Annotated in this window: 21 protein-coding genes and 1 tRNA gene; 11 read left to right on the top strand and 11 right to left on the bottom strand. The window is 70.7% G+C overall.

Translation table 11 applies throughout. The features are described 5' to 3' along the window. The first annotated feature begins 67 nt into the window (after positions 1–67). The 3 genes from nhaA (at position 68) to AC1DS4_RS15225 (ending at position 2,934) form a co-directional block, all read left to right on the top strand. On the top strand, positions 68–1,462 hold the full coding sequence (gene nhaA / locus AC1DS4_RS15235) for a Na+/H+ antiporter NhaA (protein ID WP_477633138.1): 1,395 nt from the start codon (positions 68–70) through the stop codon (positions 1,460–1,462). A gap of 48 nt (positions 1,463–1,510) precedes the next feature. Further along, a complete protein-coding gene (locus AC1DS4_RS15230) occupies positions 1,511–1,942 on the top strand; it encodes a phage holin family protein (protein WP_477633137.1) in 432 nt (143 codons plus the stop codon). An 80-nt stretch (positions 1,943–2,022) separates the two neighbouring features. Then, complete coding sequence (locus AC1DS4_RS15225) at positions 2,023–2,934, top strand: alpha/beta fold hydrolase (RefSeq protein WP_477633136.1); 912 nt, start codon at positions 2,023–2,025, stop codon at positions 2,932–2,934. Between the two features lie 55 nt (positions 2,935–2,989). Here the strand turns inward: AC1DS4_RS15225 and AC1DS4_RS15220 are convergent, their stop codons facing one another. Genes AC1DS4_RS15220 through nth form a run of 3 tightly spaced genes read right to left on the bottom strand, consistent with a single transcriptional unit; the run spans position 2,990 to position 5,642 of the window. After that, entirely contained in the window at positions 2,990–4,201 is a 1,212-nt protein-coding gene (locus AC1DS4_RS15220) for a MarP family serine protease (protein WP_477614570.1), read from the bottom strand. Beyond that, positions 4,201–4,896 (bottom strand): NUDIX hydrolase, encoded by a 696-nt coding sequence (locus tag AC1DS4_RS15215; protein ID WP_477633135.1) that lies wholly within the window; start codon positions 4,894–4,896, stop codon positions 4,201–4,203. The genes AC1DS4_RS15220 and AC1DS4_RS15215 overlap by 1 nt, the downstream gene beginning before the upstream one ends. Beyond that, positions 4,893–5,642, bottom strand: coding sequence for an endonuclease III (gene nth / locus AC1DS4_RS15210; protein WP_477633195.1), 750 nt, complete (start codon positions 5,640–5,642; stop codon positions 4,893–4,895). The genes AC1DS4_RS15215 and nth overlap by 4 nt, the downstream gene beginning before the upstream one ends. A gap of 120 nt (positions 5,643–5,762) precedes the next feature. Here nth and AC1DS4_RS15205 point away from each other — a divergent pair, with 120 nt between their 5' ends. Further along, entirely contained in the window at positions 5,763–6,440 is a 678-nt protein-coding gene (locus AC1DS4_RS15205) for a Crp/Fnr family transcriptional regulator (protein ID WP_477614568.1), read from the top strand. Positions 6,441–6,458: 18 nt separating this feature from the next. Here the strand turns inward: AC1DS4_RS15205 and AC1DS4_RS15200 are convergent, their stop codons facing one another. Genes AC1DS4_RS15200 through AC1DS4_RS15185 form a run of 4 tightly spaced genes read right to left on the bottom strand, consistent with a single transcriptional unit; the run spans position 6,459 to position 8,775 of the window. Next, positions 6,459–7,277 (bottom strand): MBL fold metallo-hydrolase, encoded by an 819-nt coding sequence (locus AC1DS4_RS15200; RefSeq protein WP_477614567.1) that lies wholly within the window; start codon positions 7,275–7,277, stop codon positions 6,459–6,461. After that, on the bottom strand, positions 7,274–8,137 hold the full coding sequence (locus AC1DS4_RS15195; RefSeq protein WP_477614566.1) for an NUDIX hydrolase: 864 nt from the start codon (positions 8,135–8,137) through the stop codon (positions 7,274–7,276). The genes AC1DS4_RS15200 and AC1DS4_RS15195 overlap by 4 nt, the downstream gene beginning before the upstream one ends. Before the next feature lie 6 nt (positions 8,138–8,143). Next, the gene (locus tag AC1DS4_RS15190) at positions 8,144–8,620 is read right to left on the bottom strand and encodes a RidA family protein (RefSeq protein WP_477614565.1); all 477 of its coding nucleotides are present in this window, start codon (positions 8,618–8,620) and stop codon (positions 8,144–8,146) included. Then, a complete protein-coding gene (locus AC1DS4_RS15185; protein ID WP_477614564.1) occupies positions 8,620–8,775 on the bottom strand; it encodes a DUF4177 domain-containing protein in 156 nt (51 codons plus the stop codon). The genes AC1DS4_RS15190 and AC1DS4_RS15185 overlap by 1 nt, the downstream gene beginning before the upstream one ends. A gap of 63 nt (positions 8,776–8,838) precedes the next feature. Between AC1DS4_RS15185 and AC1DS4_RS15180 the strand changes: the two genes are divergently transcribed. Genes AC1DS4_RS15180 through bagB form a run of 3 tightly spaced genes read left to right on the top strand, consistent with a single transcriptional unit; the run spans position 8,839 to position 11,852 of the window. After that, positions 8,839–9,606, top strand: coding sequence for an alpha/beta hydrolase family protein (locus AC1DS4_RS15180; RefSeq protein ID WP_477614563.1), 768 nt, complete (start codon positions 8,839–8,841; stop codon positions 9,604–9,606). A 9-nt stretch (positions 9,607–9,615) separates the two neighbouring features. Next, positions 9,616–10,620 (top strand): ATPase BagA, encoded by a 1,005-nt coding sequence (bagA, locus tag AC1DS4_RS15175; protein WP_477633134.1) that lies wholly within the window; start codon positions 9,616–9,618, stop codon positions 10,618–10,620. Continuing rightward, positions 10,620–11,852, top strand: coding sequence for an ATPase BagB (gene bagB / locus AC1DS4_RS15170; RefSeq protein ID WP_477633133.1), 1,233 nt, complete (start codon positions 10,620–10,622; stop codon positions 11,850–11,852). Before bagA ends, bagB begins: the two co-directional genes overlap by 1 nt. A 104-nt stretch (positions 11,853–11,956) precedes the next feature. Here the strand turns inward: bagB and AC1DS4_RS15165 are convergent, their stop codons facing one another. Beyond that, positions 11,957–12,292: a WhiB family transcriptional regulator gene (locus AC1DS4_RS15165; RefSeq protein WP_477614560.1), complete on the bottom strand. Its 336-nt coding sequence runs from the start codon at positions 12,290–12,292 to the stop codon at positions 11,957–11,959. A 271-nt stretch (positions 12,293–12,563) separates the two neighbouring features. Here AC1DS4_RS15165 and AC1DS4_RS15160 point away from each other — a divergent pair, with 271 nt between their 5' ends. Further along, on the top strand, positions 12,564–15,005 hold the full coding sequence (locus tag AC1DS4_RS15160; RefSeq protein WP_477614559.1) for a transglycosylase domain-containing protein: 2,442 nt from the start codon (positions 12,564–12,566) through the stop codon (positions 15,003–15,005). 76 nt (positions 15,006–15,081) lie between these two features. Here AC1DS4_RS15160 and AC1DS4_RS15155 read toward each other — a convergent pair whose 3' ends face one another. After that, positions 15,082–15,546, bottom strand: a complete 465-nt coding sequence (locus tag AC1DS4_RS15155) for a GatB/YqeY domain-containing protein (protein ID WP_477614558.1) — start codon at positions 15,544–15,546, stop codon at positions 15,082–15,084. 110 nt (positions 15,547–15,656) lie between these two features. Between AC1DS4_RS15155 and AC1DS4_RS15150 the strand changes: the two genes are divergently transcribed. The 3 genes from AC1DS4_RS15150 to AC1DS4_RS15140 all read left to right on the top strand — a co-directional run bounded on the left by AC1DS4_RS15150 (position 15,657) and on the right by AC1DS4_RS15140 (position 17,572). After that, positions 15,657–16,592 carry a metallophosphoesterase gene (locus tag AC1DS4_RS15150; RefSeq protein WP_477614557.1) on the top strand — a complete coding sequence of 312 codons (936 nt, stop codon included), beginning with the start codon at positions 15,657–15,659 and terminating at the stop codon, positions 16,590–16,592. 103 nt (positions 16,593–16,695) lie between these two features. Then, positions 16,696–16,772: transfer RNA gene (locus tag AC1DS4_RS15145), tRNA-Pro, on the top strand. A 197-nt stretch (positions 16,773–16,969) separates the two neighbouring features. Then, on the top strand, positions 16,970–17,572 hold the full coding sequence (locus AC1DS4_RS15140; RefSeq protein ID WP_477646066.1) for a dihydrofolate reductase family protein: 603 nt from the start codon (positions 16,970–16,972) through the stop codon (positions 17,570–17,572). Here the strand turns inward: AC1DS4_RS15140 and AC1DS4_RS15135 are convergent. Together AC1DS4_RS15135 and AC1DS4_RS15130 are read right to left on the bottom strand one after the other, a co-directional pair. Then, a complete protein-coding gene (locus AC1DS4_RS15135) occupies positions 17,547–19,295 on the bottom strand; it encodes a S8 family serine peptidase (RefSeq protein WP_477633132.1) in 1,749 nt (582 codons plus the stop codon). The genes AC1DS4_RS15140 and AC1DS4_RS15135 overlap by 26 nt on opposite strands. Before the next feature lie 139 nt (positions 19,296–19,434). Continuing rightward, positions 19,435–19,635, bottom strand: a complete 201-nt coding sequence (locus AC1DS4_RS15130) for a hypothetical protein (protein WP_477614554.1) — start codon at positions 19,633–19,635, stop codon at positions 19,435–19,437. Positions 19,636–19,845: the final 210 nt, after the last annotated feature.

Raw genomic sequence — 19,845 nt, 5'->3', positions numbered from 1 at the left:
GTGCCGGGAAGCCTGGTCGGCGGCGTCTGCGGACGTCTGACCCGACGTCGACCCCGAAAGGCCCGGTGTGAGCCTCAACCCCCTGCGCCCACGGCTCTTCGCCCGCACGACGTGGCAGGAGGCGCAGCGCGTCAGCGGCGCCCTGCGCACCGAGACCGTCGGCGGCGCCCTCCTGCTGTCCGCGGCGATCGCCGCACTGGCCTGGGCCAACTCGCCCTGGTTCGAGACCTACGCCTCGCTGCGCGACTGGCAGGCAGGCCCCCAGGCGTGGCACCTGCACCTCACCCTGGGGCAGTGGGCCGCCGACGGACTCCTTGCGCTGTTCTTCTTCGTCGCCGGCCTCGAGCTGAAGCGCGAGTTCCTCGTGGGCGAGCTGCGCACCCCCGCAAGGGCCGCGCTGCCGGTGGCCGCCGCCCTGTGCGGGGTCGCGCTTCCCGCGATCGTGTATGCCGTGACGGTCACCCTCCTCGGTGCCGGCGCTGGTGCCGGTGGTGGGGCCGTTGGTGGGGCGGGTGGCGGGGCGTTGCGCGGTTGGGCGGTCCCGACGGCGACTGACATCGCCTTCGCGCTCGCGGTGCTGGCGGTGATCGGGACGCACCTGCCATCGGCCCTGCGGAGCTTCCTGCTGACCCTCGCCGTCGTCGACGACCTCGTGGCGATCACGATCATCGCGATCTTCTACACCCGGAGCCTCGACCTGGCCGAGCTCGCGCTCGCGCTGGTGCCGCTCGCGCTGTTCGCTGCACTGGTGCAACGACGGGTGGCGCACTGGTGGTTGCTGCTCCCGCTGGCGGCCCTGACGTGGGGGCTCGTGCACGCCTCCGGCATCCACGCCACCGTCGCCGGGGTGCTGCTGGGGCTCGTCGTGCCGGTGAAGCCCCGGGGTCGGGCCTCGCGGGTGTCCCGGGTGCCGCGGGTCCGCCCCCTGGACGCCGACGTCGACGTGGCCGAGCGGTTCGAGCACCGGTTGCGGCCCCTGTCGGCCGGGGTGGCCGTGCCGGTCTTCGCGTTCTTCGCGGCCGGCGTGCGGGTGGTGGGGGGTGGCTTCGGCGACAGCCTCGGGGACGAGGCGGCCCTCGCGGTGGTGCTCGGGCTCGTCCTCGGCAAGCTGGTCGGTGTCTTCGGTGGCACGTGGGCGTTCGCCCGGTTCACCAGGGCCGAGCTCGACGAGGACCTCGCGTGGTGGGACGTCTTGGGGCTGTCCCTCCTGGCCGGGATCGGCTTCACCGTCTCGCTGCTCGTGGGCGAGCTGGCGTTCGGGACGGGCAGCCCCCGTGACGAGCACGTGAAGCTCGCCGTCCTGGTCGGGTCGGCCACTGCGGCGGTCCTGGCGACCGTCGTGCTGCGTGCCCGGAACCGCGTCTACCGGCGCCTGGCCGAGCTCGAGTCCCGCGACGACGACGGGGACGGGGTGCCGGACTGCTTCGAGGTCTCGGATGTGGAGCCCGGACGACGCCGTTAGGGTTGGGACGCCGCACCACCGGACTTCAGGAAGCGCAGGTGAACGCGCATGGCCACCAACCGCGTGAACGACCAGACGGGCACCCAGGCGGGCACCGGCTCAGGCGCCGAACGGACCATCGGACAGCTCGTCGCCGATGCGACCCACGACGTCTCGACGATCGTCCGCAGCGAGATCGCGCTGGCCAAGGCCGAGATCGCGGCCGACGCGAAGAAGGCCGCCGCCGGTGCGGGGATGTTCGCGGCCGCGGGCTTCGTCGCCCTGCTCGGCCTGATCTTCCTGTTCCACACCGTCGTCGCCGTGATCGACATCTGGCTCCCCGAGTGGGCCGGCTACCTCATCACCACCGGGCTGCTCTTCCTCGTCGCCGCGGTCCTGGCGCTCGTCGGCCGCAACAGCGTGAAGAAGATCAAGGGCAAGCCCGAGCGCGCCATCAAGAACGCCCAGGACACCGTCACCGCCGTCAAGTCCGGGTCCTGACCCGGCCAACGCCCCCTTCTCGACCCGGCCAGCACGACCCGCGACCCGCCCCCGTCACCAGCCGAACGGCATACCCAGTCATGAGTCTCGATGCCTCGATGGCCCTCATCGAAGGCCCGTGGGAGCACCGGTTCGTCGCCGCGAACGGTGCCCGCTTCCACGTCGCCGAGCAGGGTGAGGGGCCGGTCGTCCTGCTGCTGCACGGGTTCCCGCAGTTCTGGTGGGCCTGGCGGCACCAGATGCAGGCGCTCGCCGACGCCGGCTACCGGGCGTGCGCGATGGACCTGCGCGGCTACGGCGCGTCCGACAAGCCACCGCGCGGCTATGACACGCGCACGTCGGCCACCGACGTCGCCTCGGTGCTGCGCTCCCTCGGGGCCTCGCGCGCGGTCGTCGTCGGACACGGGTGGGGCGGCTGGATCGCGTGGAGCATGCCTACCCTGCAGCCGACCGTCACCCGCGCCATCGCGTCGCTGTCGATGCCGCACCCGCTGGTGTTCCGCAGGGCGTCCTTCGCGAACCCCCGCCAGCTCAAGGCCAACGCCTACCTCGGCGGCCTGCAGCGGCCGTTCGTGCCGGAGCGCCAGATGACGGTGCACGGCGGCTACGTCCAGCGGCTGCTGCGCGAGTGGGCCTCACCCGAAGGCATCTGGCCCTCACCCGAGGAGGCGCGGACCTACGCCGACGCGATGGCCCTGCCGTTCGTGGCGCACTCTGCGGCGGAGTACTACCGCTGGGTCGTGCGCAGCCAGTTCCGCCCCGACGGCTGGCGGTTCGCCGCGAGGATGCGCACGACCATCACGCTCCCCGTGCTCCAGCTCCACGGCGAGCACGACCGGGCGGTGCTGCCCGACACGTCCAGCGACTCGGCGGACTACGTCACGGGTCCGTTCCAACGACACCTGGTGCCCGGGGCCGGCCACTTCCTGCCCGAAGAGGCTCCGGGGGTCGTCAACGACCACCTCTGCGCCTGGCTCGCCACCCTCCGCTGACCCGCTGGCCCGCTGTCCCGCTGCCCCGTGGGAGCAGCGGGGTATGCCGCGTGGGTCAGCCGGCGACGCAGGCGCCGGTGTCGACCGGTGAGGCGGCGCCTGACGCTGCATCGAGGACGGGACGGGCCTCGTCCATGGTCAGGGCATAACCCGTCCTGGAGTCGTCCAGGGACTTGGCGAAGACCACCCCGACGACCCGGCCGTCGGAGGACAACAGCGGACCCCCGGAGTTGCCGGGCTGGATCTGGGCGAAGAGCGAGTAGACCTCACGACTGGTCCCCGGGCTGCCGTAGATGTCCGAACCCCGCGCGTCGACCACCTCGCGGACACGGGCCGCGTCGAGCCGGTAGGGCCCGTCCAGCGGGAAGCCGGCCACCACGCCGCTGTCGCCGCGGGAGAGGTCCGGCCCCTGGCGCAGCGGCTCAGCGGGAAGGCCTGGCACCGAGAGCACGGCGAGGTCGCGCTTGGCGTCGAAGACGACGACCTTGCCGGTGTAGGACCGGCCGGTGCCGTGGATGCGCAGCGTGGCGCTCTCCATGCCGGCCACGACGTGGGCGTTGGTCACCACCCGCTCGCGGGCGACGACCCAGCCGCTGCCCTCCTGACCGCGGTTGCAGGCCGCCGCGACTCCGGTGATCTTGATGACTGAGGCCGCGGCGTCACGAACTCCGGCGGTCTGCGCCACGGACGGGTCCGGGGGCGCGACCGGCGCGATCCGCTCAGTCTCGAGCCCGTCGAACACCCGCGGGAACCCCTCGCGGTCGAGCACCTCACGGAACGATGCGAAGAGCCTCGACGTGCCGGGGGGCACCACGTTGTCGATGGTGCGCAGCACCCGGGACTCACCGATCGCCTTGGCGATGGGTGCCGGGGCGCCACCGCGCAGGGCGCCGGCGATGAACCACACGAGGATCGCTGCGGACAGCACGACGGCCACCGCTCCGAACGTCGCGTCGAACCACTGGGCCGGCTTGATCTTGAGCCGCGACCGAAGCGATCCGCCGATCGCCACGGCCACCGCCTGCCCGCTCGAGGCGAGGATGAACACGCCGGCGATGAGGACGACCGAACGCAGCAACGGTGACGACTCGAGCTCGGTCCAGTGGCCGATCGCCAATGGCAGCAGCCACATGGCGAGTGCACCGCCGAGGAAGAAGCCGGCGAGGGACAGCACGCTGACCACCAGACCCTGTCGGAAACCGGTGAGGCCGTAGCTGATGAAGAGCAGGATCAGGAGGTAGTCCAGGACGGTCAGTCCGAGGAACATCAGGCTCGGCCTTCCGTCGCGGTCTTGGTCAAGGCGTCCTGTGCCCCACCCGGCCGGTAGCGGTCGGGGAGTGGACGCTCAACGCTACGGTCCCACGGAACGGTCAAACCTCCGAAATCGAGCACAGCGGACAACAGCCCCGCGGTGAATCCCCACACGAAGAGGCCGTCGAACTCGAAACCCGGCCCTCGGTAGCCACTCGGGTGGGACACGGTGAACCGGGCTGCCGGGTCGAGCAGGTCGGCCAGGGGCGCCCGCACGGCCCGGTGCACCTCGACCGGGTCGACGGCATCGAGCGGCCCGGCCTCGCGCCACCACCCCAACACGGGCGTGACGACGAACCGGCGTGGGCTGAGGTAGATGTCAGGAAGGGTCGCCACCACGTCGATCGTCCCCGGGTCGATGCCCACCTCCTCCTGCGTCTCGCGCAGGGCGGCCGCGGCGGCCGAGGCGTCCGAGGGCTCGCGCTTGCCACCGGGGAAGGAGATGTCGCCGGGCTGGGTGCGCAGGGTGTGGGCGCGCTCGGTCAGCACGACGTCCTCGCCCTGGCCGTCGTCGGAGGGGCCGAACAGGATCATGACGCTGGAGCGCTGCCCGCCCTCGGGCGGCGGCGCGAACGTCTCGAAGTACCCCTCGTCGGCGGCCGCGATCGCGTCGCGGGCACGGTCCAGCCAAGCGGGTCGTGCCGTGGTCACGAGGCGGAGACCTCCGCCGCGGGTATGCCGCGTGGCTGCGGCGGCGCGGCACCGGGGGCGGGTGCCGCCGCGGCATACGGATTGGTCGCGCCCGGGGCGAGCTCGAACTTGAGCAGCTTGTCGGCCTTGACGGGGTCGGTCTCGCCGATGCCGTACGACGGGCACAGCCGCGCGACGGGACAGGCTCCACAGGCGGGCTTCTTGGCGTGGCAGGTGCGCCGGCCGTGGAAGATGAGGACGTGCGACAGCATCGTCCACTCCTTGCGCGGGATCAGCGCCCCGACGGCGTGCTCGACCTTGACCGGGTCGTCCTCGGCGGTCCAGCCGAACCGGCGGACCAGCCGCCCGAAGTGGGTGTCCACGGTGATGCCCGGGATGCCGAAGGCGTTGCCCAGCACGACGTTGGCCGTCTTGCGCCCCACGCCGGGCAGCGTGACGAGGTCCTTCATGCGCGGGGGGACCTCGCCGTCGAAGCGCTCGACGAGCTCGGCGCCGAGCTTCATCACCGAGCTGGTCTTGGCGCGGAAGAAGCCGGTCGGCTTGAGCAGCGTCTCCATCTCCTCGCGGTCGGCACCGGCGAGCGCGGCCGCGTCGGGGTAGCGCGCGAACAGCTGGGGCGCGACCTTGTTGACCATGACGTCGGTCGTCTGGGCGGACAGCACGGTCGCCACCAGGAGCTGGAGGGGGTTCTCGAAGTCGAGCTCGCAGTGGGCGTACGGGTAGTGCTCGTGGAGCGCCCGGTACATCCGCCGGGCACGCCTGGTGAGGGCGACGGGGGACTCTTCACGGGCGGCCGGCACAGGGGATCCAGACACCTCCACAGACTACGGGGCGGCGCGGACATCCGACGTGGCACACTGTCGCCCGTGGATCACGACGTGGTGAAGAAGGCCCCTCTGTTCGCTGCGCTGGACGACGAGGCGTCCTCGACGCTGATGGCCTCGATGACGCAGACCCGTCTCGAGCGCGGCGACGTGCTGTTCCACGAAGGCGACCAGGGCGACCGGCTCTACGTCATCCGTGAGGGCAAGGTCAAGCTCGGTCGCCGCAGCGCCGACGGCCGCGAGAACCTCGTGGCCATCCTCGGGCCCGGCGAGATGTTCGGCGAGCTGAGCCTGTTCGACCCGGGCCCGCGCACCATGACGGCGACCGCGGTGGCCGAGACCCAGCTGCTCGGCATCGGCAACGACGACCTCAACGGCCTGCTCGAGGGCCGCCCCAGCGTGGCGAAGGTCCTACTCGCGGCCCTGGCGAAGCGACTGCGGCGCACCAACGAGAACCTCGCGGACCTGGTCTTCACCGACGTGCCCGGCCGGGTCGCCAAGGCGCTGCTCGACCTGTCGGCCCGCTTCGGCCGTCCCGTCGAGGAAGGGGTGCTGGTCGCCCACGACCTCACCCAGGAGGAGCTGGCCCAGCTGGTCGGCGCCTCCCGCGAGACCGTCAACAAGGCCCTCGCCGACTTCGCGACCCGCGGGTGGCTGCGCCTCGAGGCCCGCGCAGTGCTGCTGCTCGACGTCGAGCGCCTCCAGCGTCGCGCCCGCTGACTCCGAGCGCCCGGTGACTCAGCGCAGGTAGTCCAACTGGGCTGCCACGCTCTGAGCCGCTGCCGGCCAGACCTCCCGGGGCACGTCGGCATACACCCGCTCGACCACGGCCTGGACCACGTCCGGCGCCTCCGCCGCTCCGTCAGCCAGCGCCTGCCGCACCTGCTCCAGCCGTTCGGCGCGGTGGGTGCGGTAGAACGCGACCATCGCCGCGGCGTCCGGCACGACCGGCCCGTGCCCGGGGAGGATCGCGGTGACCTCCCCGTCGCCGGTCAGGCGGGCGATGCGCTCCAACGACGCGAGGTATGCCGCCAGCTCACCATCGGGGTGCGCCACCACCGTGGTGCCGCGGCCCAGGACGGTGTCGCCGGTGAGCAGCGCATGGTCGGCTGCCAGGGCGAAGGACAACGAGTCGGAGGTGTGACCGGGGGTCGCGACGACCCGCAGCTCGAGGCCGCCGGCCGTGACGAGGTCACCGTCGGCGAGGTCGTCGTGCCCGCGCCCGACCGCCCGGGTCGGGGCACCAGTGAGCTCTGCGAAGCGGCCCGCACCTTCGGCGTGGTCGGCGTGACCGTGCGTGAGGATCGTCTGGGCGACCCGGGCCCCGCGGGCCGACACGGCCTCGACGACCGCCTGCAGGTGGCCCTCGTCGAGCGGGCCGGGGTCGATGACGACCGCATCGGTGGCACCGGGCTCGAGCAGCACCCAGGTGTTGGTCCCGTCGAGGGTCATCGGGCTGGGGTTCGGGCACAGGACACACAGGGCACGTTCGGTGACCTGACCGCCGTGCCAGTCGCCGAACGCCGCCGACGGAGCAGGCGGCTGCGCCAGGCTCATCGCGGGAGTTCCGCCCGCATCACCAGGCCGTCGCCGGTGTCGACCAGCTCGGGCTGCACGGGGGCGATCACGGGACGTTCGGCGATGAACTCCGCGGCCGACGTCGCGGCGGCGACCTCTTCGACGGCCACGACGGTGGGCGGCAGCATCAGGGCGGCGCCGTCCTGCCAGGCTCGCAAGAGGTCCGCAGGGCGGACCCAGTCTGCGACGTCCGCCTCCGTGGTGTCGTCGTCGGCACGCTGGCCCTGCGGGACGGCCGCGCTGAAAAACCGGGTGTCATAGCGCCGCACCTCGAACTCGGGGGTGACCCAGTGGGCGCGGTAGCCGAGCAGGTCGGACCGCAGCAGCAGGTCGTGCTCGCGCAGCACCTCGGACAGCGAGGCCTCGCGCTGGAGCAGGCGTCGGCGCTGCTCGTGCCAGTGCGCCCCGCTGACGTCGGCGATCACCCGGTCGGGCGTCGGACCGGCCAGCAGGACCCCGCACTCCTCGAAGACCTCGCGGACCGCAGCCGCCACGAGCACCCGAGCCGTCGCCTCGTCCACGTCGAGCCGCGCCGCCCACTCGGCCGGCGTCGGTCCGGCCCACGGCAGACCGGGGTCGGCGTCGCGCGGGTCGACCCCGCCACCGGGGAACACCATCATCCGCGGGGCGAACTCCATCGTCGCGACCCGGCGCAGCATGAAGACCTCGACCCCCGAGTCACCGTCGGAGGCCCAGTCGCGCACGAACATGACCGTGGCGGCCCGCTTGGGCACCACCGGGCCGTCGGGCGAGGGCGCACTCAGCCAGGAGTCCGCCCTGGCCCGGAGCGATGGTGAGTCGGCGATCGGGAACTCGCGCCTGACCAAGCGCCGGACCACCCGGGACTACTCGTCGGCGAGGGCGACGACGATCTCGACCTCGACGGGGGCGTCCAGGGGGAGCACGGCGACCCCGACGGCCGACCGGGCGTGGATGCCCGCGTCGCCGAAGGCCTTGCCCATCAGCTCGCTGGCGCCGTTGATGACGCCGGGCTGACCGGTGAAGGACGGGTCGGAGGCGACGAACCCGACCAGCTTGACCACCTGGGCCACCTTGTCGAGGTCGCCCACGATGCTCTTGACCGCGGCGATGGCGTTGAGCGCACAGATCTCCGCCAGCTTCTTCGCGTCCTCCGGCGGCACGAGGCCGTGGCCCTCGCCGACCTTGCCGGTCTGCACGATGGCACCGGAGACCATGGGCAGCTGCCCGGAGGTGTAGATCCGGCGCCCGTCCTGGATCGCGGGGACGTAGGCGGCCACCGGCTTGGCGACGTCGGGAACGGTCAGGCCGAGCTCGGCCAGACGATCTTCAACTGCACTCATCAGGCTCTCTCCCGCTTCAGGTAGGCGACCAGGCCGTTGCCGTCGGGACCGGTGAGGACCTGGACGAGCTCCCAGCCGTCCTCACCCCACTGGTCGAGGATCTGCTTGGTGGCGTGGACGATGAGCGGCACCGTCGCGTACTCCCATTTCTGCATGTCCCGCAGCCTATCCCCGTGATGACCGGGCGCCGACGGGCAGGAGTGCACGAGGATGGCCCCATGGCCACCCACCGCGACCCCAGCCAGGTGCTCGACGAGGTGGCCGCGCCCCCCACGCGCACGACAGCCTACGGCGACGATCCCGCGCAGGTGTACGACGTGCGCCTGCCCGACCGGGTCACCCGCGGCCTCACGGTGGTCGTCGTGCACGGCGGGTTCTGGCGTCCCGAGTACGACCGCACCCATGCCGGTCGGCAGGCCCAGGCGTTCGCGGATGCGGGCTACGCGACAGCCGTCGTCGAGTACCGCCGGCCGGGCATGCCCGGTGGCGGGTGGCCGGGCACCGCTGACGACGTCGCCGCCGCCATCACCGCCGTGCGCCGCGACCCCGACCTGGGCCACCCGCCGGTGCTGGTCGGCCACTCCGCGGGTGGCCAGCTCGTCGCCTGGGCCGCCGCCCAGCCGTGGGCCCACGGCCTGCGCGGCATCGTGAGCCTCGCGGGCGTCCTCGACCTCGGCCACGGCGCCGAGACCGGCGTGGGCGACACCGCTATCACCGACTTCCTCGGGGGGTACCCCACGGATGCCCCAGATGCCTACGCCGCGGCCGACCCCGTCAGGCTCGCACCCGGCATACCTGCGCTGTTGGTGCACGCGCGCGACGACGACGTAGTGCCCTTCGACCAGAGCGAGCGGTATGCCGCGGCGCACCACGCGCCGAACGTGCGCCTCACGCCGGTGAACAGTGGCGGGCACTACGGGCTGATCGACCCGGAGCACCCGGCGTTCGCGCAGGTCCTCGCAGCGGTCGACCTGCTCGCCTCCTAGGCTGGCGACATGCCCGAGACCACCCATGACCTGTCCAAGGTCCGGCTCCACGTGGTCACCGGCAAGGGCGGCACGGGGAAGACCACGGTGGCTGCCGCGCTCGCGCTGGCCCTCACCCGGCAGGGCAAGCGCGTCCTGCTGGCCGAGGTCGAGGAACGCCAGGGGATCTCGCAGACGTTCGACGTGGCGCCCCTGGGGCACACCGAGACGCGCATCCTGACCGACCGCAGCGGCGGACAGCTGTGGGCGATCTCGATCGACGCGAAGGCCTCGCTGCGGGAGTACCTCCAGAAGTTCTACAAGGTCGGCAAGGCGATGACCGTGCTCGACCGGTTCGGCGCGGTCGACTTCGCCACGACGATCGCACCGGGGGTCCGTGACGTCCTGCTGATCGGGAAGGTCTACGAGGCCGCGGGGCGCCGCACCGGGAAGGGTCCGACGGCTCCCGCCTACGACGCCGTGGTGCTCGACGCCCCGCCGACCGGGCGGGTGGTGCGGTTCCTCAACGTCAACGCCGAGGTCGCCGACGTCGCCAAGGTGGGTCCGATCCGCTCGCAGGCAGACTCGATCACCCGGATGCTCCGCAGCCACACCACCGCGGTCCACGTGGTCACGCTGCTCGAGGAGATGCCCGTGCAGGAGACCGTCGACGCGCTGGCCGAGCTGCGCCGCACCGACCTCCCGCTGGGTGCCATCGTCGTCAACCAGCTGCGCGACCCGCTGCTGACCGACAGGGCCTTCAAGGCGGTGCGCGGCCGGCGGACGGCCAAGCTGGTCGAAGGGGTGGCCGCAGACCTGGCGGGCGTCGGCGTCCGCGTCACGAACGGCATGGTCGCGGGCCTGCTCGCCGACGGCGCCAACCATGCCGACCGGATCGCCCTCGAGCGCGAGCAGGACGCGATCCTCGAGGAAGAAGGCCGGCTCACGATCCGGCTCCCCTTCCTGGCGGAGGGCACCGAGGCCGGTGGCATCACGGTGCTGGCGCAGTCGCTGGACGAGCAGGGGATGGTCTGATGGCCTCGCGCACGCCCACCCGGGGCACGCCCACCCGGGGCACGCCCACCCCGGGCAGAGCGGCCACGCTCGACCTGGCGGCTCTCCTGACCGACCCTCGGACAAGGATCGTCGTCTGCTGTGGAGCGGGTGGCGTGGGCAAGACCACGACCGCGGCCGCGCTGGGGCTGTGGGCGGCGGAGCACGGCCGCAAGGTCGTCGTCCTCACCATCGACCCGGCTCGTCGGCTCGCCCAGTCGCTGGGCCTGACCGAGCTCGACAACACGCCTCGTCCGGTGGCGGGGGTGCGGATGACCGGCGGTCCCGGCGACCCGGAGCCCGACGGATCGCTCGACGCGATGATGCTCGACATGAAGCGCACCTTCGACGAGGTGGTCGAGCAGCACGCCACCCCTGACAAGGCCGCCCAGATCCTCGCGAACCCCTTCTACCAAGCGGTCTCCAGCTCGTTCGCGGGCACGCAGGAGTACATGGCGATGGAGAAGCTGGGTCAGCTGCGAGCCGAGGCGGGCCGCGACGGCCGCTGGGACCTCATCATCGTGGACACGCCCCCGTCGCGGTCGGCGCTGGACTTCCTCGACGCACCCAAGCGGCTCGGCTCGTTCCTGGACGGCCGCTTCATCCGGCTCCTCTCCGCCCCTGCCAAGGCGGGTGGGCGCGCGGGTTTCAAGGTCTTCAGCGTCGGGGTCAACGTCGTGACCAACACCTTGTCAAAGGTGCTCGGGGGCCAGCTGCTCCAGGACGTGCAGACCTTCGTCGCGGCCCTCGACACGATGTTCGGTGGGTTCCGCGAGCGAGCCGACCAGACCTATGCGCTGCTCAAGAACTCGGAGACCGCGTTCGTCGTGGTCGCCGCCCCCGAGCGCGACGCGCTGCGCGAGGCCTCCTTCTTCGCCGGCCGCCTCGACGAGGAGGGTATGCCGCTCGCCGGGCTCGTCGTGAACCGGATCCAGCGCGTGGCCGCACCCACCCTGACGGCCTCACGAGCCCTGGCGGCCGCGGAGCAGCTCGCCGATGCCGACGACCCCTCCCCCACGGCGGCGACGGCCGAGGGCCTGCTCCGCCTGCACGCGTCCCTGGCCGAGACGGCGGCGCGACAGGAGCGGCTGGCCGCCCGGTTCACGGCTGGACACCCCGGCATACCGGTCGTCGAGGTCCCGGCGTCCGCGCAGGACATCCACGACCTCGACGGCCTGCGCGAGATCGCCGCTGCCCTGACCCGAACGCCCTGACCCGCACACCCCAGTCGCGCACACCCCTGACCCGCACACCCCAGACACGACAAAGTCCCTGGAACCGGGGGGATGGCCAGGGACTTTGTCGGGCTGTGAGGGAGTCAGGCGCTCTCGGCCTCGGCCGGGGTCTGGCTGCGGGCCTGGGCGAACAGTGCAGCCCAGGAAGAGATGTTGGGTCGGCGCTTGAGCAGCGCCCGACGCTCGCGCTCGGTCATCCCGCCCCAGACGCCGAACTCGGTGCGGTTGTCGAGGGCGTCCGCGAGGCACTCGGCGATGACCGGACACCGCTGGCAGACGACCTTGGCGGTCTGCTGCGCGGCCCCCTGGACGAACAAGGCATCAGGGTCGGACTTGGAGCAGGAGCCCATGGGCGCCCAGTCATCCATCCATGCCGTGCCGACAGCCTGTCCGCCCGGTCGCGCTGGTGCGATGGTCATCTCAGTGCCTCCAGATACTGCTGATTCAGACGCTTCACAGTGCGTCTTATGTCCGTATCGACGTTTGAAAACGATAGGAAGTAAAGGCACCTTCATGACATGGCCCATTCGTGTAGTTCTGCGATGGCCAAAGGGACTAGTCATTTCGAACCATGCCTTCCCTGCACGGAGGGGTGATGGCCAAACACGGCAAACGTCACGAGTGGGAGCAAATCGAAGCGCTCGTCGTCCGGAGCCGGGTTACCCCATGTTCGGCAGTTACCCTGTGGCCATGCACGAACGCGCCACCGACCTCGGAAAAGTTGTCAGCCTGCTCGGAGCCTTCGTCGCCACGGCGATGGTTGCGGGCATCTTGGCGGCCGGTCTGCTGATCCCCGCAGCCTTCGCCACGGGCCGCACGGCCACCGGTGGAGTGAAGATGTTCGACGACCTCCCGGGGGAGTTCACCGCCACCCAGCTGTCGCAGCAGTCCACGATCAAGGACGCGCGCGGCGGGATCCTGGCGACTCCCCAGCAGGAGAACCGGATCATCGTCAACCTCAAGGACGTCGCGCCGATCATGCAGAAGGCGCAGATCGCGATCGAGGACAGCCGCTTCTACGAGCACGGTGGCGTCGATCCCCGCGGCATCCTCCGCGCGGTGGCGTCCAACGCCCAGGGCGGTGACGTCCAGGGTGCCTCGACGCTGACCCAGCAGTACGTCAAGCTCACGCTGCAGGAGAACGCCCTGCGCAACAACGACGAGGAAGCCGCCCAGGCGGCGGTGCGCAAGAGCGCCTCTCGCAAGGTGCAGGAGATCAAGTACGCGGTCACCCTGGAGAAGGAGATGACCAAGGACCAGATCCTGCAGGGCTACCTCAACCTGGCCTACTACGGGGACCTGGCGTACGGCATCGAAGCCGCAGCCCAGCACTACTTCAGCGTCAGTGCCAAGAAGCTCAACCTCCCCCAGGCAGCCCTGCTGGCCGGCCTCGTCCAGAACCCGGGCAAGACCGACCCCCGCAACAACCCCGAGAAGGCCCAGGCCCGCCGCGACGTCGTCCTGGACCGGATGCGCGCCCTCAACATCATCACGGACAAGGAGCTCAAGGCCGCCAAGGCCATCCCGGTCCGCAAGATGCTCAAGCTGAAGAACCCGCTGAGCAACTGCGCCGCGTCGTCCGAGCCGTACTTCTGCAACTACGTCATGGCCTACCTCAAGGACACCAGCAACCACGCCCTGGACGCCCTCGGCAAGTCGGAGCCGGAGCGGATCAAGAACATCACCGGCGGTGGCCTCACCATCCAGACCACCCTCGACCCGGTCGTGCAGAAGATGGCGCTCAAGGAGCTGACCAAGCGCGTGCCGGTCGGCAACAAGGCGCTCCGGCGGGCCAAGGGCGACAAGTCCAAGAGTGGCAAGACGCAGTTCGTGGGCGCCGCGGCCAGCGTCGTGGCACCGGGGACCGGCCGGATCGTGGCCATGGTCCAGAACACCAGCTTCCCCAGGTCCAGCAAGGACACCAGCGTCTCCTACAACCAGGTGAACTTCAACGTGGACCGCAAGTACGGCGGCACGGTCGGCCAGCACTTCGGCTCCACCGCCAAGATGTACGCGATCGTCACGGCGTTGCAGAAGGGCATGTCGGTCAACGGCACCGTCCCGTCCAAGTACGCCAACACCAAGCGGCCGGCCGTCTACACCCCCCAGGAGCAAGGGTCGTGTGGCTCCCAGGTCCCGTGGGAGGTCCGCAACGACGAGTCGATCGGCGGCAAGCCGATCCCCTTCAAAACCGCCACCGCGAAGTCCGTCAACACGGCGTTCGCCTCACTGGTGCTCAAGCTGGGTGTGCCGAACGTCCGCAAGACGATGACGACGATGGGGCTGCACCAGGGCAGTGGCGCACAGATCGAGTGCTACCCCTCCCCCGTGACGCTCGGCTCGTCCGACGCGACCCCGCTGACCCTGGCCGCGTCCTACGCGACGCTCGCCGCGGACGGCAAGTACTGCCCGCCGAACCCCATCCTGTCGATCACCACCGCGGACAAGAAGCCGCTCAAGATCGGTGCCAATCCGTGCAAGCAGGTCATCGACAAGGACATTGCCCGCGGCACGACCGAGCTCCTCAAGGGCGTCATCAAGGACGGCACCGGTAAGGGCGCGTCCCTCGGCAGCCGGCCCGCCGCGGGCAAGACCGGAACCACGGAGGACAACGCCGAGGGCTGGTTCATCGGCTACACCGCCCAGCTCTCGACGGCGGTCTGGATCGGCACCCCCGACAGCCAGTCCAGCCTGCGCAACCTGACGCTCGGCGACCGCAGCTACGGCGACATCTTCGGTGGCACGCTGTCGGCCCCGACGTGGCGGGCGATCATGCTGGGAGCCTCCGAGGGGATGCCCGAGCGCCAGTTCGGCGAACCCAGCACCAAGGTGCTCAACGGCGATCGCATCGCGGTGCCGGTCGTGAGCGGCATGTCGGTCGCCGAGGCCAGCGCGCGGCTCAGGGAAGCCGGCTTCCTTGCCCAGATCGCCGGCCTGACCAACAGCGGACTCCCGCAGGGCGTGGTGGTCTACACCGACCCGAGCGGCACAGCCATCCGCGGGTCGACGGTCGGCCTCTACGTCTCCTCCGGTTTCGCCCCGATACCGAAGCCGACGAAGACCCCGGACCCGAAGCCGACCAAGCCCAGGAAGCCCGGCCCCGGGCCGGGCCAGACGCCGCCACCTCAGTGAGCAACGGGGCCCCTCACCACAGCGGTGAGGGGCCCCGTTCGTTCGGTATGCCGCGGAGCCCGCCCCGCGGCATACCTCAGGCTTTGGTGAGTGAGGCCTTGACGGCAGCGGCCACGCGGCCGCCGTCGGCGCGCCCTGCCACGACGCCCTGGGCGACCTTCATGACCTGGCCGAGCTGCGGCATACCGGTCGCGCCGGTCTGCTCGATGGCAGCGGCGACGATGGTCGTGAGCTCCTCGTCGGAGAGCTGGGCGGGCAGGTAGGCCTCGAGCACGAGGAGCTCGGCCTCCTCCTTGGCCGCGAGCTCGGGACGGGCCGCGCCGGCGTAGGCAGTCGCGGCCTCCTTGCGCTTCTTGGCCTCCTTGGCGAGGACCTTGAGGACCTCGTCGTCGCTGAGCTCACGGGCTTCGGTGCCGGAGACCTCTTCGTTGGTGATCGCGGTCAGCGCCAGGCGCAGGGTGCCCGAACGCACCTGGTCGCGCTGACGGATCGCGTCGGTGAGGTCGCTCTGGATGGTGGCCTTGAGGCTCTGCTCGGTCATGCAGCCAGTCTCTCAGGCGGGTGGTGGTCCGACCTACGGGGTTTCGTCGTGAAGGCAGGGAGCCTGCACGCATTTCGTGTGCGAGCAGGGCGTTTGCAAGGATGGCGGCGATGAACACGATCCTGGGGGCAGCAGCCGGCGTCGCCGCGCTCGGCGTGGCCGGTGTCGGCTATGCGAGCGTGGTGGAGCGGAACTGGTTCGCGCTGCGCCGGTTCACCGTGCCGGTCCTGGCTCCGGGCGCTCGTCCCCTGCGGATCCTCCAGATCTCCGACCTGCACCTCGTGCCCCGGCAGCGCCGTCGCATCGAGTGGGTGCGTGGGCTCGCGACGCTGTCACCCGATCTGGTCGTCAACTCCGGTGACAACCTCGCGGCGCTCGACGCAGTTCCGGGGGCGCTGCACGCGATGGAGCCGTTGTTCGCGTTCCCCGGCGTCTTCGTCATGGGCTCGAACGACTACTACGCGCCCGTCCCCAAGAATCCCGCTCGCTACCTCACGCGGCGCCACGCGGAGGCGCCGGCCAGCCTGGTGCACCTGCCCATCGAGGACCTGCGCGCGGGCCTGCGCGACGGTGGCTGGGTGGACCTCGACAACGTGCGGACGACGCTCACGGTGGCGGGCACCGAGGTCGAGCTGGTCGGCACGGACGACGCCCACATCCGCAAGGACAGGTATGCCGCGGTCGCCGGACCCGCATCCACCTCGGCTGCGCTGACCATCGGGGTCACGCACGCGCCGTACCAGCGGGTCCTGGACCCGATGGCGGCCGACGGTGCGCGGCTGCTGATCGCGGGGCACACCCACGGTGGGCAGCTCGCGCTGCCGTTCCACGGTGCGCTCGTGACCAACTGCGACCTGCCGACCGACCGCGCCAAGGGGGTCTCGCGGTGGTGGCCTGGGGCAGGTTCGGCGCCCTCCTCGGCGGCCCCGGCGGACGCCGCGTGGCTGCACGTGTCGGCCGGGCTGGGCACCTCGCCCTACGCACCCGTGCGGTTCGCCTGCCGCCCGGAAGCCAGTCTGCTGACCCTGGTGCCCGTCGGCTCCTGAGCAGGCCCCGGGCCGCCGGCATACCGATTGGGAGCGGCCGGGTGTGGTGGGCTATCCTTCACTGTCGCTGCTCCCGTCGAACTGGCGTGGGTGGCGATTGCCACGGGGTGTGGCGCAGCTTGGTAGCGCGCTTCGTTCGGGACGAAGAGGCCGCAGGTTCAAATCCTGTCACCCCGACCAACAAAACCGCAGGTCAGAGGCCCTCCGTCAGCACCGCGACGAGGGCCTTTGTCGTGCCTGAGTGCGTGCCTGAGTGACCAACTGGCTTCCACGGATCTCGAAGTCCGCCACCTCGGAGGCCGAGGTGGCTGCGAGACTTCTCATCGGCTGCGACCGCCGGTGACAACGCGCTGCGCGCATCAAGGGAGGTCAACGAGATGAGACCACTTCGCTACTCGATCAACGTCACCCTCGACGGCTGCTGCCACCACGAGGCAGGGCTCCCACCCGACGAGGAGTCGATGCGCTACTGGACCGCTGAGATACAACGAGCCGATGCCCTGCTCTTTGGCCGGGTGACCTACGAGATGATGGAGTCGGCGTGGCGGCAGCCGGCCACGGGCGGGTGGCCCGAGTGGATGGACGAGGTGCAGATCCCGTTCGCCGAGGCCATCGACCGGACCAAGAAGTACGTGGTGTCGAGCACGCTGAGCAGGGTCGACTGGAATGCGGAGCTGGTGCGAGGCGACCTGGGGGCGGCTGTTCAGCGGCTCAAGCAGGAGCCGGGTGAGGGCCTGTTCGTGGGTGGCGTGACCCTTCCCCTGGCGTTGGCAGATCTGGGACTGATCGACGAGTACGTGTTCGTGGTGCAGCCGGTCCTTGCCGGACACGGGCCGACGTTGCTCGCCGGTCTGCGCGAACGCATCCAGCTCGAGCTCGTGGATCGCCGTGAGTTCCGGTCGGGGGCGCCCCGGCCATTGGGCCGGGGCCTTCCGCGTTGGACGAACTCCGTTGCTACTGCACCACTCCCAGGGCGTTGACGATCCCCGCGCCGTAGAAGGCGTTGAAGTCGTCGGTGCCGTTGCAGGTGGCGGTGTATGCGGCCGAGCGGCCCTCCTGCAGGTAGGACTGCACGCCGCCCGGCGGGCAGGCGTGGTTGGTGGCGGTGGCCATCATGAGCGAGGCCACTGCGTCAGGCGACATGGTCATGCCGCGGTTGCCGTCCACGGTGCCGTGGGCGCTGACCGCGAGGGCGGCGACGCCGGCGGCGTGCGGTGACGCCATCGAGGTGCCCTGCAGGAACTGGTAGTAGCCGCAGGCGGTGTTGGCGCCCTTGGTCACGCAGTCACGCTGGACGCCCGCTGCCAGGCCGTCCTCGTTGATGGTCCCGTCGGCGTCGACCAGACCCTCGGCCTGGAGCACGTGCAGCGGAGCCGTGGAGAGGATCAGGTTGCCGTTGGTGCGGTAGGTCGGGGTGCCGAAGCCGTCACGGAACCATCCGCCCGGACCAGACACCTCGAGCTCACCGGACGTGAGGTCGGTGGCCCAGTTGGAGTAGTCCGACTTCTTGCCCGACGGGCCGAGTGCGGAGACGCCGATGACGTGCGGCCCCTCGACCGGCAGGTCCTTGCAGGTGGCGTTGTCGATGGTCCGCTCGTAGGGCGTGTTGTCCCAGGAGAGGGCCGGGTTGTCGTAGTCCGGGCTGGAGAAGTCGTGCCGCGGGCTCGAGATGTTGTCGTGGTCGTTGCCCAGGGCCGCGACCTGCGTCACTCCGTGGGCGTACGCGTAGTTGAGCGCACGCGTCATACCCTCGATGATGACCTGCTGGTCGGCCACCGCCGGAGCTGAGTCCTGCGGCGCACCGTTGGCGCAGTTGTAGAGCCACGGGTCGACGTAGAAGGACATGTTGACGACGTCGATGCCGGTGTCGCCGGAGTAGGTGAGCGCACTGGTCACCGGGCCGAGGAAGAAGTAGCCGCTGTCCTGGCCGCCGCGGACGTTGACCAGGGTGACGCCGGGGGCCACACCACTCACGCCGAGGCCGTTGAGGGCCGCGCCGATGGTGCCGGCGACGTGCGTGCCGTGCCCGTTGTCGTCCACATCAGCAGGGTCGACACAGCCCGCGTACTCACAGGGACCGTCGATGCCGACGATGTCCGTGGTGAAGTTCCGCGACTTGGCGAAGTCGAAGTTGGCCTTGAGGTCCGGGTGGTTGCCGTCCACACCGGTGTCGATGATGCCGACGGTGACGCGCTTGTCGCCGCTCTCGATGGCGTGGGCCGCGGAGCGGTTCAGCATGTCCATGCCCCACAACTGGTTGTCGAGGGGGTCCTCGCCGGACTTGCGCGCCTCGTGCTTGGCCTGCCCGGAGCCCTTCGTGGTCGAGGCGGCGGCGAGGTGCTCGCGCTCCACGGCGTCCTTGGACACGGCGCCCTGCGGAGTGGAGCCGATGGACACGTCGGACGCGACCCCCTTGACCCCGGAGATGGCGCCGGCGGAGGCGCGGAATGCACTGTCGCGTGACGTCACGCTGATCAGGCCGATCGCGGTGTTGGCCCGGGTGACGGTGGCTCCGGCGGCGCTGAGCTGGGCGGCGACGGCTGACGTCGACGCACCCGCGTCGAGCAGGACCACGTAGTTTGCCGCAGCACCGGCGGCGGTGACCGCCGTCGTCGCTGCCGAGGCTGTGGTCACTGCACCGGTGATTCCGGCCGCAACCATCGCCCCGGCGGTAGCCGTGGCGAGTAGGCGTCCTCTACGCATGGGTAACTCCCTTCGTGTGTCACGACCTCGTTGTCGCGCACGATTTGCAACCTACGACCCTTCGACGCCAGGCGGAAGATGCAGCGGGGGGACAGTGCACCGGGAGTGGTGGGCCCCTGCGGCTGGGCCGACGCCGTCGTCATCCGCCTCCACTGATGCCGTACGCGACGACACCCAGGAAGGCCACGAGCACGAGCAGGAGGACGGGGATACTCAGCGCGGTGGCCACCCAGCCCTGAACGTCAGCGAGGGCCATCAGATGTGGCGTGACCGCCACCAGTGCCACCACCACGGTCCACCCCTGCTCGGGGCGTTGACCGCGCTGGCGCCGCGTCGACACAACTCGACGATAGGGGCTGCGCGCCACACCGTCACACCTGGCAACGCACGTCGGCGCGGGGCGCTGACCAGCAGTTACTGACCAAGAATTTACCCATACCACCCATATCGCCGGCCACAACTCGGGTCACACTGACTCGGTTCGCCCCCGGCCAACCCGGGTGCGACGCCTGCAGCTCAGGAGGACCTGCAGGATGACTGAAGGGACACC

This window comes from Pedococcus sp. P3_C7, assembly GCF_056402615.1.
The sequence above is the reverse complement of the archived record's forward strand: the minus strand, read 5'-3'. Positions and strand labels throughout refer to the sequence as shown.